This is a genomic window from Pseudoalteromonas sp. TB25 (genome assembly GCF_000497995.1).
Taxonomy (GTDB): Bacteria; Pseudomonadota; Gammaproteobacteria; order Enterobacterales; family Alteromonadaceae; genus Pseudoalteromonas; species Pseudoalteromonas distincta.
The window spans coordinates 1-17023 of sequence record NZ_AUTI01000400.1; the positions used below are offsets into that span (position 1 = coordinate 1).

Here is a 17023-nt window from a genome sequence, read left to right on the forward strand (position 1 = left end):
ATGAAAAAAGTGCTGGTAATTGGCTACGTATGGCCAGAGCCAAATTCGTCTGCTGCGGGAACGCACATGATGTCGTTATTAAATGCCTTTAGAGCGCAAAACTGGGACGTTGAATTTGCAACGCCCGCGCAGCGCACCGACCACATGGTAAATCTTGACGACTTTGGCATAACCAGCCAAAGCATTGCACTAAACTGCGATAGCTTTGACGAATACGTTAAAGCCTATAATCCAGATATAGTCATGTTTGACCGTTTTATGATGGAAGAACAATTTGGCTGGCGCGTTGATAAACATTGCCCTCATGCAATTAAAATTTTAGACACCGAAGATTTACAATGTCTGCGTAATGCTCGCCACGAAGCGTTTAAAGGTGAGCGTGATTTTACAACCAGCGATTTACACTCAGACATAGCAAAACGCGAAATTGCCGCTATTTTACGCTGCGACCTAAGCTTAATTATTTCAAGTTATGAAATGAGCCTACTAAATAGCGTATTTAAAATAGAGCCAAACTTATTACACCATTTACCGTTTATGGTCGATTTAAGCTCACTGCCTACAAGTACAAAAACGTTTGAGCAGCGCCAGCACTTTATGACCATAGGTAACTTTAGGCACGCACCAAACTGGGATGCTGTACTTTACCTACAAAAAATATGGCCTCTTATTCGCAAGCAGCTACCAAAAGCAGAACTACATATTTATGGCTCTTATCCACCACCAAAAGCCACGGCACTAAATAACCCTAAAACAGGGTTTTTAATAAAAGGCTGGGCCGATAATGCGTTTGATGTAATGCAAAGCGCACGCGTATGTTTAGCACCACTGCGCTTTGGTGCAGGGATTAAAGGTAAATTGCTTAAAGCCATGATTATGCGAACACCCAGCGTTACCACCAATATTGGCGCAGAGGGCATGCATAACGATTTACCATGGCCGGGGAAAATAGCCAACACCGCCGATGACTTTGCCAGTGCTGCCATTGAAATGTACACCAATCAAAGTGACTTTGAGCAAGCGCAGCAAGATGGCAGCACACTACTTAATACGCTGTACAACAAAGCACTATTGAGCGCTGCGTTAATTCAAAAAGTCGATTCAATAAGTAGTGATTTAAACGCTCATCGCGAAAAAAACTTCACAGGCCAAATGCTCAAACATCATACAATGCGCAGCACTCAATACATGTCGCAATGGATAGCCGAAAAAAATAAAAAATTAGATTAAAAATGACTAGACACACACCAATTAGTGTTTAAAATCGCGCCCATCAAACGTGGGCATTTTTAGCTGTATTGTCTATATTTTTAGCTTAGTTATCGCAATATTTGGTCCAAAAAGATTTGAAAACTGCAACCTTTACAGAAAAACGCAAATTTATCGTTAAATTGGGTAAGATGCTTCACAAATATGGTACGCCTGCTTACCGCCTAGAAGCTCACCTCATGGAAGTGGCTACATACTTAGGACTTAAATCGTCGTTTGTTATGTCGCCAACCTCTGTAACGTTTGTTATTTGGACCGATGGCCACGAAGACGAATATACCCATGTTGCACGTGTAGACCCTGGCGATCACGATTTAGGCTCACTTGCCGACACCGACGACCTTGTAAACCAAATGCTTGACGACAAGCTAAGTTTACAAGAAGTTGATGCGCAACTAGACGCTATTTTTGTAATGCCAAACCCATACAATAAACTTGTTACGGGCGTTGCGTTTGCAACTTCTGGTGGTGCGTTTGCAATGTTAATGGGTACTAGCTGGACTGATGTTATTTGGTCATCGCTTCTTACTTTAGTTGTTTATGTGTTTGTGCTTTGGTCTGGGCGCTCAAAACGCGTAGCACATATGCTTGAGCCATTAGTAGCAATAATATCGGCCATACTTGCCTGTGCAGTAAGCGTATACATAACACCTGAAATAAACATACGCTTGGTGGTACTTTCGGCCATTATTGTGTTTATACCCGGTTTAGCACTTGCGCTTGGCTTAGCAGAGCTTGCAGCGCGGCATTTAGTGTCGGGTACAGCAAGAGTCATGGACTCGTTTATGCTGTTATTTAAACTCTATTTTGGCGGTTTTATTGGCATAGGCATTGGCTTTGCACTCTTTGGGCAAGCTGACTTTGTACAACCTGAACCATTACCAAAGTGGACAGCATGGCTCGCCATATTTTTACTTTGTAGCAGCTTAATCGTTATTTTTAGAACCAAACTTAAGCACGCTGTTTGGTCTATTGCATCAGGCTTTATAGCGTATGGCACCAGTATTGGCTCGGCTATGTACCTTGATTACACGTTAGGTACGTTTGTGGGTGCTTTATCGGTAGGTATATTTAGTAACTTGTTTAACCGTGTTGCTAATGCGCCGGCTTCTATTGTGGCCATGCAAGGCTTAATTGTATTAGTACCAGGTAGCAAAACCTATATTGGCTTAAACTCACTCATTGAAGGCCAAGACTTTATATACGCAGAGCATATAGGCCAGCAAACGTTTTTAATATTTATGTCGCTTGTTGCAGGGCTAATATTTGCAAACGTAGCCCTACCGCCTAAAAAGAGTTTGTAACTGATACTGAGCGCTCGCTTTACTTTAATTGAGTAAAGCGAGTAAAACATTAAACTAAAAACAACTACCAAGTAGCAATTGAGGCCAATGCTAAATGTTTTAGCTCATTACATTGCACTTGAGTCAAACTCAAAAACCTCATAGTGATTCCAACGTAAAAACAGTTCAGCGCTTTCTAAATAACCTAAACTCTGGATAATAAATCTATCTCAAGCAGCTATTTTCAGCGCTAACTGCGTTGAATTTACTTGCAATAGGCTAGATATTTGCGTATTCACTGGTGCGTAAACTGCTTTGCTGAGCTTGAATAAGCCATAAAACAGCCAGCGACAGTAAAACCGATTTCCATTTCATTATTGCTCTGTTCCCTCTATGAGTAGAGGTATTTTATGCGTGCTTTTATTAATTTAATGATAAACCATATATGGTTTTCTATTTCGGTTCAATCACTTACAAACAGCAGCCTTAGCTTATTAATAATAAAAGATGATAGTGAGGATTATTACTTGGCACTTCCCTATTGAGCTAAAATACTCAATAGGGAAGTAACTAACTAGCGTGACCAGTTAGTTTTGGCAAGCTCTACAATCTCGTTTCCTTTGCCATTTATCAGCGCTTTCATCATGTAAACGCTAAAGCCTTTTGCTTGCTCTAATTTGATTTGCGGCGGCATTGAAAGCTCTTGTTTTGCTGTATCGACTTCTAAAACAACAGGTCCTGAGTGGTTCATCATCTCGTTCATTGCCGATGGTAATTTTTCAGGGTCATCCACATGAATCCCTTTTAAGCCGCAGGCCTGTGCAATGTTAGCAAAACTTGGGTTTTCTAAATCGGTATCGCTTGATAAAAACCCACTGGCTTTCATTTCCATAGCCACAAAACTAAGTGAGCGATTATTATAAACAACAATCTTTATTGGTAAATTAAGCTGCTTAAGTGAGATTAAATCCCCCATTAACATCGAAAAGCCACCATCACCACACATTGCAATGACTTGGCGGTCTCTATCAACAGATTGAACCCCCATTGCCTGCGACATCGCATTTGCCATAGAGCCATGATTAAACGAGCCAATTAAGCGACGCTTACCATTCATTGATAAATAACGCGCAGCCCACACTGTTGGCGTACCTACATCACAAGTAAAAACAGCATCGTCAGCTGCTTGCTCGTTGAGTAAACGCGTTAGGTATTGCGGGTGAATTAAGTTTTGCGAGGTTTTGCCACTGGCAAGTTCATCAAGATCTTGTCGAGACTCTTTGTAATTTTTAACACATTTTTGTAAGTGCGAACTTGTCCGTTCACCTTTAATATAATCAAGCAGTGTGGCCACTGAGTTTTTAGTATCCCCTAACACGCCACAGTCAATTTGCACGTGTCGCCCGAGTGACGCAGCCTGATTATCAATTTGCAATATGGTGGTATTTTCGGGATAAAAAGCACGATAAGGAAAACTAGTACCAATCATTAATAACGTATCGGCTTCTTGCATTGCATGATAGCCCGATGCAAAGCCAATAAATCCGGTCATACCAACATCGTAAGGATTATCGTATTCAATAAATTCTTTACCGCGCATGGCATGCACTATCGGTGCTTGTAATTTTTCGGCTAGCGCAACAATTTCGTCGTGGGCATCCTTACAACCAGCACCACACAATAAGGTTACTTTTTTACTTTTATTAAGATGAGTCGCCATTGCTTCAATATCAGATAAAGCGGGGGTATAAGTTGCTGGCTTTGGCACGTTCCATTTCGGCTTAATAGCTTTAGGCATATCTTTTAATGCAATATCGCCAGGTAGCACAAGTACACTCACGCCTTTGTTTAGTATTGCTTGTCGCATTGCTGTTTCTAGCAGGTACGGCATTTGCTCAGGGCTCGACACCATTTCACAATACACACTGCATTCTTTAAATAATTCTTGCGGATGGGTTTCTTGAAAATAACTACTGCCAATTTCAGATGAAGGAATATGTGCGGCAATTGCTAATACTGGTACATTATTGCGCTGACAATCAAATAAGCCATTAATTAAATGAAGGTTACCTGGCCCGCAAGAACCCGCACACACCGCAAGCTCGCCTGATAAATGTGCTTCGCCACCAGCTGCAAATGCGGCAACTTCTTCATGTCGCGTACCTAGCCATTCAATTGTTCCCATTTTTCGCAGACTTTCACTAATGCCGTTAAGTGAATCGCCAGTTACTCCCCAAATACGTTTTACGCCTGCTTGTTCGAGGGTTTTAGTGATAAAACTTGCGATATTTTGACTCATAATATAGAACTCCTAAATATTCAGTTATTCTGTAAATTGATTTTTCGTCTCTGATCTATCAGGTAAGTCATCGTTTCGAAATGCGCTCAATTATTGAGAATCGATAAGCTTAAATATTTTGATAATGATAAATATATTACTACTGAGACTTTACTAACAAACGCCTATGCTTGCTGCGACCCCATACTGATACATAAAACATGAATGTCCGCTTTAAAGTGTTTATGAATATGCGGGTGCGAGATTTTTAGTGGCTTAACTATGAATATGTTATTATGCGCTCAATTATTTTACTGAATGCTTTTCTCTTACTTCTATGTCAAATTCTGCTTCTTGCTTTACATTATTTTCTCAAAATATTGATGCTCTCGCGCTTCCTGAAAAGTTTACTTTCCCTTTTTATTACGAGCCGCAACCATTAGCTGTAGCAGCCACTAAACAATTACAGCAACAGCTTGAAACGTTAGCGCATTTAAAAGCAGAAAATGCAGGTAAAATGTTTGGGGTTTTAGTGGTGCAAAATGCTAAGCAACAATTAGGCTTTTTAAGTGCTTATTCGGGACAAATTGAAGGTGATAAAGGTAATATTAGCTTTGTGCCGCCTGTTTCTAGCATGCAACTTCAAGACGATAGCTATTTGGCTCAAAGTAAAATAATTAACGATATTAATGCTCAAATTGAGCAATTAGAAAATAGTGAACAACTGCTTGAAGTTAATAGCAAACTTGATGATGCAACACAGAGCTACCAGCAAGCGCTATTAGCTCAACAGGCAGTAATGCAAGCCGGTCGTCAGCAGCGAAAAATACAACGTACCGAAGGCAAATTAGAACTTAGCGAAAGTGATTTTGAGCAGTTAAAAAATAAGCTTGCAGGGCAAAGCATCGTAGAAAAAAAGCAACTGCTGGCACTTAAATCCTATTGGCAAAATATAATCGAGTCACTGCAGCAAACACACATCAATATTTCTAATGAAATTGCTCATTTAAAAAAGCGCCGTAAAACACTTTCTAAAAGCTTACAAATAAAGCTATTTGCACAGTACCAATTTTTAAATGCAAATGGTGAAACTACAGATTTAAATGCTATTTTTGCAGCATTACCTGAGCACACTCCTCCTTCGGGTGCTGGCGATTGTGCAGCGCCTAAATTATTACAATACGCCTATAAACATGACTTAAAGCCACTTGCTATGGCAGAGTTTTGGTGGGGAGCAGCACCTAAATCAGCAATTAGGCAGCATAAGAATTACTACCCTTCTTGTTACAGTAAATGCCAACCAATACTTGGGCATATGCTAAAGGGTTTAGATGTTGAAGATAACCCGCTACTTATCAACCCAGCTCAGGGTAAAGATTTAAGTATTGTTTATAAAGATGACGACTTACTTGTGGTAAATAAGCCCGCTGAGTTTTTATCAGTGCCTGGCGTTAATATTGATGACTCAGTTTATATGCGCATAAAAACGCAGTTTCCAGAGGCATCAGGGCCACTAATTGTACACAGATTAGATATGTCGACTTCTGGGTTATTGATGATTGCACTTAATAAACGCGTGCACAAAGCACTGCAAAAGCAGTTTATTGAACGCACCATAGATAAACGTTATGTAGCATTAGTTAATGGTAACGTAGCTGAGGATAGCGGAGTAATTGATTTGCCCTTAGTGCTAGACTTTGATGATAAACCGCGCCAAATGGTGTGTTACACACACGGTAAGCAATCACTTACTACCTGGCAGGTTTTAGAGCGTAACAACAATATTACCCGATTACAGTTATACCCTAAAACAGGGCGAACTCATCAATTAAGAGTGCATTGTGCGCACAGCTTAGGTTTAAACATGCCAATTATAGGCGACACACATTACGGGCAAAAAGCCGAACGATTACATTTACATGCAGAATACTTAGCATTTACTCACCCTATTACGCTTAAACGATTAGAGTTTGAAGTAGCCGCAGATTTTTAAGCTAAAGCCCATCTAAGATCATTTGTTTGATGGTCTTTGCTTTTACAAAATGATCTAATTTATGGGTGTGTATCCACCAAGTAGCAGCATCCATAAGTAGCTCTGGATCGTCGTTTTTATTGGCAAAAAATGCATAAAAAGAAAGCCCTACATTTTCTCCTTTAACTGCTATTTTTTTATCGCATACGGTAATTATTTTTGCTCTTAGTTCTTCTTTCATATGTACCTTATTAAACAAACTATGCTCTGGATTATAAATCTATCTCAAGATCTTTATGGGCATATTTACTTTTAGCCACCGTTACAAAAAATTAAAAAAGAACGTACTGATAGTATCAAAGAAAGTATCATTTTTTCATCTTTTTTATTTGCGCGCTATTTTATTAACTACCTTAACTCCTCCAACACATCAGTAAAACTAAAGCCTGAAAATATTGCATGAGCGTGCTTGTAAAACTTACAGGCCGCATACTCCCACGAGCAAACGAACAAATATAAACTAATTTAATTCAACAAGTTAAATCATGGCATTTAGCTTGCTTCAATATTTGTAAGCAATTAAAGAGCAAGTAAAGGACTAGTTATGAATATTTTTGAAGCACTACGTCATGACCATGACAAACAACGAGAATTGGTAGATGCGCTTATTCAAACACACGGCGACACAGAGCAGCGCCACACGCTAATGGATGAGCTAAAAACAGAATTAGAAAATCACGCAAAATTTGAAGAACGTTACTTTTATAACCCACTTATGTTTGATGACTTAACTCACGAAAAAGCGCGCCACAGCGTAGCTGAACATCACGAAATTGATGAATTAATTGAACAACTTGAAGATACCGAAATGAGCTCGTCTGCATGGTTAGTTGCAGCTAAAAAGCTACACCATTTGGTACATCATCATTTAAGTGAAGAAGAACACGAAGTGTTTCAATTAGCGGGTAAAGCACTTACCGAAGGGCAAAAAGAGAGCCTTGCTGAGCAATACAACGACGCAATGCATTAGTTGCATAACATGCAAACCGACTTCCACACACTCCCTGTGTACTTATTGGTTATAAGCCTTATGGCTTATAACCAATTTTTTTGCATGTACTTTATTACTTTACAGTAAATTTCACGTCTTGGTCGCGTAATAAGTAAAGTGCAAAACACGCAGCCCACATTGGCCATGCAGTAAAGAATAATAAGTTATTAAAGCCATCTATGTACTGGTTGTAAGAAGAAAGCGTAGATAAGCCATGCATTACAAAAATGATACCGTACGTTATACGCTTTTTAATACCTGCTAAAAATGCTAAAGCAAGCACTAACTGCACCGCACCAATAATGTAAGCCACTATATCTGTAGAGCCACTAATACCGTAAAAATGTTCAAAAATACGTGCGCTATGCCCAGGATTAACAAACTTATCGAATGTCCACATAACCATTACAATAAACACGCCTAAACGCAAAGATAAAAGTGACCACTGCAAACGGTTTTGCACATCAGAATTCATTGAACCTGTCATAAAATTTCCTTAAATGAATATTAATAAACGTAGAAGTAACCTAGACCGTATAAGTTGTTTTTTATTTCAAAAATTTTTAATTAAATTCATTAGTTAAGCCATGCAGTACTAAAAGTGAAGCTTATTTAAGTAATTTAAAAAATGCTGCATAAAAGTTAACTCTTTTAAAATGTTAGCAGGTTGAAAGTAGTCTATAATTAAAAATTCTATTAAAAGCATATATTTACATTCACTCTAGTACAATCGCTGTATTAATATTTTATCAACTAATAAAACAATACTACTTAATTACCATCTTTATAATGCATCTGTTTTGTTATGTTCTAAAAAACAAAAAGAATCAAAATTTTACTGAAAGTTATTTTTAATCCTTTCGGTCTTTATCGCCAACAACATTTTAACCGTAGAGAGAAAACGTTTGAAACACGCATATTTAGCACTTTCCCTAGCCACCATATTAAATACACCACTTAATGCTTTTGCAGCCGAAGAATCAAAAACAGCAAAAGAAGGCGCAATTGAGCGTATTGAGGTGGCAGGCCAAGTTATTAGATCTCAAGGTCTTTCGGTTAAAAATGCCACTGTAGACGGCCCTTTTGGCGACAACTTAGCTCTACGAGATATAGCCCGATCAGTAACACCAATTTCAAGCGAGTTAATAGAACAACTCAATATTACGACTTTACAAGACGTACTTGCAGTAAGCCCTAATACCTATTCAGCCAGTGGTTTTGGGGCACCAAGTTTACCTACTATTCGTGGGCAACTAGGTGAGCTTTTCCAAGATGGTACACGCCGCCAAGCAGGTAATAATGGCTTTGGCGTGCCGTTATCGTTCAACTCTATAGAACAAATAGATGTAGTAAAAGGCGCGCCACCGGTATTATTTGGTTCAAGCCAACGCAACGGTGGTTTTGTAAACTTACATTCTAAAAAAGCATCAACTGACGACAGTAAAGGCAAAGCAACGGTATCGGCAGGACGATGGGATCAGTACAGCGTTTTAGTTGATTACAGTGCACCTATAGTAAAAGACAAAGTAGGTTTTAGAGTAAGCGCTGAACACATTAATAACGGCAGTTACTACGACTTTTCGGGCACGAAAAGCGACAGCCTATTTGCAGCACTTAGGGTGTTACCTGATGACAAGAGCAGCTGGGATATTAACTTTGAGTTATACCAAGTTGAATTTACCGATAACGCAGGTATTAACCGCCCTACTCAAGCGCTAATAGATAATGGCCTTTATATTACCGGCCAAGGCGTGCAAGTAAATGGCAGTACAGTTCCAGCGGCAGGTTCTATTGTTTCACCTACTGGGCAAGTAAAAATAGACCGTAGTACAGTACTTACCGACCCTGACAATCAAAACGAAGCCACTACTTATTTACTACACAGTATTTATAAGCGTGAACTTTCAAACAACGCATCAATAAAAAACATTACGTATTTTCAGCACTTACAACGCGAAGAAATTGCACAAAATAGCTTTGTTGAAATTATAGATGGTGCCGATACCGCGCAGAACCGTACCGAACTGACTTACCAATGGAGCAACGAACAGCAAACAATTTTTGCTTTTGATGTGCGTTACAACCGCGTGCTAGGCTACAGCCAATTTACAACAGAAGCCGACCTACCTATTGATTTAACTGGCCCAATTTCAAATCGCCGCATTCCTTTAACTGATTCACAACAAGCGCGTTTAATTGAAATTAGTCCAGGTGTATTTGTATCCCCTGGTGGTCAGTACGATATTAATAACGATGGCAGCGGCGACTTTAACTTATCAGACACTACCGATTCACGCTCATGGCAAACGGGTTTTGCTATTCAGCAAGATTCAGATTGGACAGATAAGTTTCATACAAGTGTTGGCTACCGCATTGATTTTTATGACGTACAAGCAAACGACCCAATAGCACCTGTAGGGCAAATTGCCGCCAGCGACAGCATTAACGACACTTTGCATTCAGGGCAAGTCAGTTTTAATTACCGACTAAGCGATGATTACACCACTTATGGCGCAGCAAGTTACAACGAAGCCACATCAAATAGCATGGCTGGNCTGGCGGCACTACACTTGGCGGCGACAATACCATTAGTGCGCAAAATTTTGCCACCGAAAATACCCTAGTTGAGTTTGGTTTAAAATATGCACCAAACAATAGCGATTGGTACGCCGATGGCGCAATATTTAGCCAACGCCGTAGTTTACGTAACCGCGATGGCAGTAATACCGGTATTCGCACCACAGGTTTTGAAAGCCAAGTATTTTACGATGCCTACCCGTACTGGTTAAGCGCAGGTTATAGCTACATTGACGCCCGCTACGATAATTCTGCAAGTAGTCAAGATTCTGCCCAAGTAGCCGATGCATTTGACAACTCACGCCCTGATATTATTGCAGGCACCAGTGTGGGCGCTCCTAGTTTTACCGCATTTGCGCCTTCAAACCGCCAAGTTCAGGGCATCCCTGAGCAATCTTTTAGCTTTAACGGAAATTATTCAATTAATTCGAAATGGCAAACGGGTTTTTCAGGTCTATATACAAAGAGTTACCCATTAGACTTTTTGGCAACCGTACATATTCGCGATCAGTACACATTAAACGTAAATACTAGCTATGCTTTTACGCCTAGCACCAAGTTACGCTTAGATGTAAACAACGTTACCAATCAAAAAAATTGGCGCCCTGTATTTGAAGGCGGTTATTTTGGTGCAACCTTGGCTTTTCCTGAATTACCAATAAACGCCAAGCTGACGCTTACGCATAATTTTTAAAGGCAAGTTTGAAAGAGAGAGAACATGATTAAAAAAATACTTTTGTTATTGATTGCAGCGGTCGCCATCGGCCTGTTCTTTCATTTTGATTTGCACCAACTACTTACGCTTGAGGGCTTAAAAGGGTCGATGGATCAGTTTAGCCAATATAAAGCGCAATCTCCGCTATTAATCATTGGCGGATTCTTTTTATTGTATGTGGTGGTTACTGCATTGTCTTTACCGGGCGCGGCTATTTTAACACTGGCAGCGGGTGCTTTATTTGGCTTAGTTGAAGGCTTATTGGTTGCATCGTTTGCATCAACCATAGGTGCCACACTGGCCTTTTTAGTATCACGTTACTTATTGCGCGATACCATTAAAAAGCGCTTTCCTGAGCGTTTAGCAGCCATTGATGCAGGCGTTGAAAAAGAAGGCGGCTTTTACTTATTTACGTTGCGTTTAGTGCCGGTGTTTCCGTTCTTTTTAATCAACTTGTTAATGGGCGTAACAGCCATCAAGTCATGGACTTTTTACTGGGTAAGCCAAGTGGGTATGCTAGCCGGTACATTTGTATTTGTTAATGCCGGTACGCAGCTTGCTCAAATAGAGAGTTTATCGGGCATTTTATCGTTGGACTTAATTTTATCATTCGCTTTATTGGGCGTATTCCCATTTATTACTAAAGGGATCTTAAACGTGTTTAAAAAACGTCGTGTATACAAAAACTATACTAAACCTAAAAGTTTCGACCGTAACATGATTGTTATTGGCGCGGGTGCAGGTGGCTTGGTAACAAGCTATATTGCCGCTGCTGTTAAAGCAAAAGTAACCCTTATTGAAGCGGGCGAAATGGGCGGCGACTGTTTAAACTACGGCTGTGTTCCCAGTAAAGCGATAATTAAAAGCGCTAAAATTGCAGAGCAAATTCGCCACGGTGAACACTACGGCCTAGAAAACATGACACCGCAGTTTTCGTTTAAAAAAGTAATGGCCCGTGTTCATAAAGTAATTGCCGATATAGCACCGCACGACAGCATAGAGCGCTACACTAATTTAGGCGTAGACGTAGTAAAAGGCTACGGCAAATTAATCGACCCGTGGACGGTAGAAATTAAACTTAACGATGGCGGCACGCAAACATTAACTGCGCGTACTATTGTTATTGCCACTGGCGCACGCCCATTTGTACCGCCACTACCTGGTATTGAAGAAACAGGCTATGTAACAAGCGATACCTTGTGGGATAAATTTGCAGCGCTTGACGAAGCACCTAAAAAGCTTGTAGTACTTGGCGGTGGTCCAATTGGTAGCGAATTAGCACAAAGCTTTGCACGTTTAGGTTCAAGCGTTACGCAAATTGAAATGGCGGAGCGCATCATGATCAAAGAAGACCTTGAAGTGTCTACTTTTGCTCACGAAGCGTTAACCGAAAGTGGCGTTAATATTTTAACATCGCACCAAGCACTTCGCTGTGAAGCTCGCGATGGCAAAAAATATATCGTTGTTAAACATAACGACAAAGAAATAGATATTGAATACGACGAGCTATTATGTGCCGTTGGTAGAAGTGCGCGCCTTAAAGGTTACGGTCTTGAAGAGCTAGGCATTGAAACAAACCGCACAGTAGTAACTAACGAATACCTAGAAACACTGTACCCTAATATTTTTGCAGCAGGCGATATTGTAGGTCCGTATCAGTTTACGCACGTCGCCGCTCATCAGGGTTGGTACGCAGCGGTAAATGGCTTATTTGGTCACCTTAAAAAGTTTAAAGTAGATTACCGTGTTATTCCGTGGACTACGTTTATTGACCCAGAAGTAGCACGTGTTGGCTTAAACGAGCAAGACGCAAAAGACAAAGGCATAGATTACGAAATCACTCGTTTTGAATTTGAAGAGCTAGACCGTGCAATTACCGACAGCGCTACAAAAGGCTTTATTAAAGTGATTACACCCAAAGGCAAAGACAAAATACTCGGTGTTACTGTAGTATCTGAACACGCTGGCGATTTAATTGCTGAGTTTGTACTGGCAATGAAACACGGTTTAGGCCTTAACAAAATACTCGGTACTATACACAGCTACCCTACTTGGGCTGAAGGTAACAAGTACGCAGCAGGCGAGTGGAAACGCGCTCATGCACCTGAAAAAGTACTTAACATGCTTGAAAAATACCACACATGGCGCAGAGGCTAATATGTTTAAAACACCTCTAAAAGCATTGCTACTTGGTTCGGCTTTAGTTGCAACATCATTTTCGGCCCAAGCCCAAAACATGCACGATAGCTGGAATGCATTATTAAATAAGTATGTTGTCGCTATTAATCATAATCACAGTACTGAGGTTGATTACGCTGCTATAAAACGTGAGCATGCACAGCTAAAAACGTATTTAGATTCGTTAACGGCTGTAACGCAAAGCGAATTTGACGCTTGGGAAAAGCCTAAGCAACTCGCTTTTTTAATCAATGCTTATAATGCGTGGACTGTTGAACTTATATTGACTAAGTACCCTGATATTAAGTCAATTAAAGACTTAGGGAGCTTTTTTAGCTCACCATGGAGTAAAGAGTTTGTGCCATTACTTGGCAAAACTCGCAGCCTTGATGATATAGAGCATGGTTTAATACGTGGCAGCGGTAAATACAACGACCCACGTATTCACTTTGCAGTAAATTGCGCGAGTATTGGTTGCCCAGCGCTTCGAGAAGAAGCCTATACAGCCACTGATTTAGAGAGCCAATTGCAAGAGCAAACAGTGCGCTTTTTATCAGATATGACACGCAATATGGCTCAAGAAAATACGCTAAGCGTGTCTTCAATATTTAAGTGGTACGGCGATGACTTTGAAAAAGGCTTTAGAGGTGCAAACACGCTACAGCAGTTTTTCTTGCAGTATCCTGATGCCCTTAAACTGATACCCGCTCAGCAAAAAGCACTTAAGAATGATGACATGAAAGTTAAATTTTTAGACTACAACTGGGATTTAAATGTTCTCCATTAAGTTTTGGCAAACACTGGCGCGATACAGCTTTTGCTGTGTCGCGTTTTGCGTTTGTGCAATCGCAAATTTAGCTGTTTTTTCGAGCATCGCGTTTGCTAATACCGTTATTAACTCAAATAGTAAAAGTAATTTAGTAATTAACATACAACAGGGATCTCGCTGGCAACAAGTTCAAGCACTTGGTAGCAATCAAGATGTATACTTTTATGCATGGGGCGGCGACGCGCAAATAAATGCTTATATTCAGTGGGCAGCACAGCAAGTTAAAACTAAGTACAACATTAACCTGGTTCATGTAAAATTAAGTGACACCAGCGAAGCAGTAAGCCGTGTACTTGCCGAAAAATCAGCAAACAATAACAACCAAGGCAGCGTAGATTTAATGTGGATCAACGGAGCTAACTTTGCCACCATGAGTGAGCACTCTCTGCTTTTAAAGCAATGGGCAAATAAACTCCCCTACTTTGCATTAACCGATCCGGCTAATAACCCTGCTGTAACCTTTGATTTTGGTTTACCTACCAATGGGATGGAAGCGCCATGGGGGCAAGCGTCACTTACGTTTTATTACGACAGCATTGCAATAAATGGTAAGGCAAACAATAAATTGCCTACGACATTAAACGAATTACTAAACTGGAGCGCACAAAACCCTGGTCGCTTTAGTTACCCAAAGCCGCCTGACTTTTTAGGTATGAGCTTTTTAAAATACGCCTTAGTTGTACTGCATCAGCAAAGCAGCGAAAACATTAAAGCGCAGCTAAACCAACCAGCTACAACTAAAAATACGGCGCAAGTGTTAAACCCACTGTGGGACTTTTTAGATAAACTACACCCAACTCTTTGGCGTGGTGGCACTCATTTTATGCAAAGTGGTGCTCAAATGCGCCGCCTTGTGGACGATACAGAGTTGAGTTTAGCCTTTACTTTTTCTGCACCTGAAGTACCGGCAGCTATAAAACGCTATGATTTACCAAACAGCATTCGCAGTTACGCAATGAGTGATGGCAGTTTAAGTAATACCCATTTTGTGGCAATCCCTTACAATGCAAGCCACCAGCAAAGTGCGCAATTAGTGGCTAATTTTTTACTCAGCCCTGAGGCGCAAGCTCAAAAACAAAAAGCGCATATATGGGGCGATAAAAGCGTACTTATTCAATCAACGTTAACGCCTGATCAGCAAGCCTTATTTAAAACAGCTAAACCGCATCCAAGTGCACTGCCTTTAAACAGTATTAAACGCACATTGAGCGAACCTCACCCAAGCTGGGTAAACGCCATTATGCAAGGTTGGCAAACTCGTTATGGAGTAAGCCAATGAGTGTTATTTCAAAAAGTGTACCGATTAATACCAAAGCAACAACGCAGTGCAGCACCGATATGTTTACGCGCATTGTAAAATTTAGCCCGCGATTTTTACTCGCTTTACTTATACTACCCGTACTTGGTGGCTTAATTAGCGTATTGCTGCCTGCCTTTGGTTATGCGCCCGTACTTGAGCAAACAACGTTTAGCTTGCAAGGTTTTAATGCCCTTTGGCAAACACCCGGCCTTACCCAAATGGTTACCTTAAGCGTTGCAACGGGCTTAATAAGTACTTTGCTTGCATTTATTATTACCTTAATGATTTTAGCTGCGTTTTTTAATAGCCCGTGGCTTAACCGAATTCAGCGTTTATTGAGCCCTATATTAGTGATACCTCATGCCGCAGCTGCTATTGCGGTGGGGTTTTTAATTGCCCCTTCAGGTATGATTTCACGCTTAGCGTCGCCTTGGTTAAGCGGCTGGGAACTTGCGCCAAACGGCATGTTTCCGCATGATTCATTCGGTATTAGTATTATTTTAGGCTTAACACTCAAAGAGCTTCCCTTTTTATTATTAATGGCACTGGGCGTACTTGCTCAACCTGAGCTTGGCAAAAAATTACGCCAACAACATAAGGTTGCGCTTAACTTAGGTTATTGCCCAATGACCGCCTTTTTTAAAGTAATACTGCCAAGTCTTTATCCGCTGCTGCGCTTACCCCTTTTAGCAGTGCTTGCCTATGCAAGCGCAAGTGTAGAAATGCCTCTTATATTAGGCCCAAATACACCACCCACGTTGGCCGTTGCAATAATGCATTGGTTTAACGATGTTGATTTAAACCTGCGTATTAAAGCCTCAGCGGGCGCTTTATTACAACTGGCACTCACGGGTGGGTTACTTGCGCTTTGGCTTAGCGGCGAAAAAGCGATAAAGGTATTATTTAGCGATTCACTCACTAACGGGGTGCGCGAATACGGCGGATTTTATTGGCAAAAGCTAACGGTAATACTCACTGCTTTAGTGATCGGTTTTATTTTACTGTCGCTAATTGCCCTTATTTTGTGGTCGGTTGCGGGCTTTTGGCGCTTTCCCAATGCACTCCCTGAGCAATTTACACTACTGCATTTTAACAGTGCATTAATGCAAATGAGCAACCCGCTTTTTAATACCCTAGCTATTGGTTTAGTAACAACGGTATTTGCCATTACGGTTACTTTATTGTGTTTAGAGTCGGAGCAGTTAAGCGACAAACCCATCTCTCGCTTTACCAGTTTAATTATTTACTTACCGCTATTAGTACCCAGTATTGCCTTTTTGTTTGGCCTAGTATGGATACAACAATGGGTAAATAACCAAGCCGCGTTTTTTAATGTGGTGTTTACACATTTACTGTTTGTTTTGCCTTACGTATTTTTGTCACTCGCGAGCAGTTATAGGCGCTTAGATCCTCGTTTTGCTCATGTTGCAGCAAGCCTAGGCGCAGCACCATGCAAGGTGTTTTTTAAAGTAAAACTACCTCAGTTGTTTGCCCCTATTTTAATTGCAGCCGCACTGGGCTTAGCAATTAGTTTTGGACAATACCTCCCCACGCTTTTAGCTGGCGGCGGG

Annotated in this window: 11 protein-coding genes and 1 pseudogene; 9 read left to right on the top strand and 3 right to left on the bottom strand. The window is 40.7% G+C overall.

Annotation, left to right across the window (positions count from 1 at the left end):
- Positions 1-1230: glycosyltransferase family 4 protein (locus tag L652_RS0117735; protein ID WP_024603585.1), on the top strand; the 1230-nt coding region annotated here is incomplete at its 5' end.
- Between the two features lie 116 nt (positions 1231-1346).
- Positions 1347-2573, top strand: coding sequence for a threonine/serine exporter family protein (locus tag L652_RS0117740; protein WP_024597230.1), 1227 nt, complete (start codon positions 1347-1349; stop codon positions 2571-2573).
- A 553-nt stretch (positions 2574-3126) separates the two neighbouring features.
- Here L652_RS0117740 and poxB read toward each other — a convergent pair.
- Complete coding sequence (poxB, locus tag L652_RS0117755; RefSeq protein WP_024597229.1) at positions 3127-4851, bottom strand: ubiquinone-dependent pyruvate dehydrogenase; 1725 nt, start codon at positions 4849-4851, stop codon at positions 3127-3129.
- 316 nt (positions 4852-5167) lie between these two features.
- On the opposite strand from poxB, the gene L652_RS0117760 reads away from it, so the two are divergent.
- On the top strand, positions 5168-6823 hold the full coding sequence (locus L652_RS0117760; protein ID WP_024597228.1) for an RluA family pseudouridine synthase: 1656 nt from the start codon (positions 5168-5170) through the stop codon (positions 6821-6823).
- Between the two features lies 1 nt (position 6824).
- Here L652_RS0117760 and L652_RS0117765 read toward each other — a convergent pair whose 3' ends face one another.
- Positions 6825-7043 (bottom strand): DUF6500 family protein, encoded by a 219-nt coding sequence (locus L652_RS0117765; protein WP_024597227.1) that lies wholly within the window; start codon positions 7041-7043, stop codon positions 6825-6827.
- A 363-nt stretch (positions 7044-7406) separates the two neighbouring features.
- Between L652_RS0117765 and L652_RS0117770 the strand changes: the two genes are divergently transcribed.
- Positions 7407-7832, top strand: coding sequence for a hemerythrin domain-containing protein (locus L652_RS0117770; RefSeq protein ID WP_008134499.1), 426 nt, complete (start codon positions 7407-7409; stop codon positions 7830-7832).
- Between the two features lie 94 nt (positions 7833-7926).
- Here L652_RS0117770 and L652_RS0117775 read toward each other — a convergent pair whose 3' ends face one another.
- Complete coding sequence (locus L652_RS0117775; protein WP_024597226.1) at positions 7927-8340, bottom strand: hypothetical protein; 414 nt, start codon at positions 8338-8340, stop codon at positions 7927-7929.
- Positions 8341-8758: 418 nt separating this feature from the next.
- On the opposite strand from L652_RS0117775, the pseudogene L652_RS01000000124060 reads away from it, so the two are divergent.
- The 5 genes and pseudogenes from L652_RS01000000124060 to L652_RS0117805 form a co-directional block, all read left to right on the top strand.
- A pseudogene (locus L652_RS01000000124060) lies at positions 8759-11124 on the top strand (TonB-dependent receptor).
- Positions 11125-11148: 24 nt separating this feature from the next.
- On the top strand, positions 11149-13302 hold the full coding sequence (locus L652_RS0117790; protein ID WP_024597225.1) for a bifunctional TVP38/TMEM64 family protein/FAD-dependent oxidoreductase: 2154 nt from the start codon (positions 11149-11151) through the stop codon (positions 13300-13302).
- Between the two features lies 1 nt (position 13303).
- Positions 13304-14110, top strand: a complete 807-nt coding sequence (locus L652_RS0117795; RefSeq protein ID WP_024597224.1) for a DUF547 domain-containing protein — start codon at positions 13304-13306, stop codon at positions 14108-14110.
- Complete coding sequence (locus tag L652_RS0117800; protein WP_024597223.1) at positions 14097-15431, top strand: ABC transporter substrate-binding protein; 1335 nt, start codon at positions 14097-14099, stop codon at positions 15429-15431. The genes L652_RS0117795 and L652_RS0117800 overlap by 14 nt, the downstream gene beginning before the upstream one ends.
- The coding region (locus tag L652_RS0117805; protein ID WP_024597222.1) for an ABC transporter permease subunit at positions 15428-17023 on the top strand (1596 nt) is incomplete at its 3' end. The genes L652_RS0117800 and L652_RS0117805, both read left to right, overlap by 4 nt.

Excerpts from the sequence above, each read along its gene's own strand:
- poxB (WP_024597229.1), bottom strand. The coding sequence starts at position 4,851 with ATGAGTCAAAATATCGCAAGTTTTATCACTAAAACCCTCGAACAAGCA.
- L652_RS0117760 (WP_024597228.1), top strand. The coding sequence starts at position 5,168 with ATGTCAAATTCTGCTTCTTGCTTTACATTATTTTCTCAAAATATTGAT.
- L652_RS0117765 (WP_024597227.1), bottom strand. The coding sequence starts at position 7,043 with ATGAAAGAAGAACTAAGAGCAAAAATAATTACCGTATGCGATAAAAAA.
- L652_RS0117770 (WP_008134499.1), top strand. The coding sequence starts at position 7,407 with ATGAATATTTTTGAAGCACTACGTCATGACCATGACAAACAACGAGAA.
- L652_RS0117775 (WP_024597226.1), bottom strand. The coding sequence starts at position 8,340 with ATGACAGGTTCAATGAATTCTGATGTGCAAAACCGTTTGCAGTGGTCA.
- L652_RS0117790 (WP_024597225.1), top strand. The coding sequence starts at position 11,149 with ATGATTAAAAAAATACTTTTGTTATTGATTGCAGCGGTCGCCATCGGC.
- L652_RS0117795 (WP_024597224.1), top strand. The coding sequence starts at position 13,304 with ATGTTTAAAACACCTCTAAAAGCATTGCTACTTGGTTCGGCTTTAGTT.
- L652_RS0117800 (WP_024597223.1), top strand. The coding sequence starts at position 14,097 with ATGTTCTCCATTAAGTTTTGGCAAACACTGGCGCGATACAGCTTTTGC.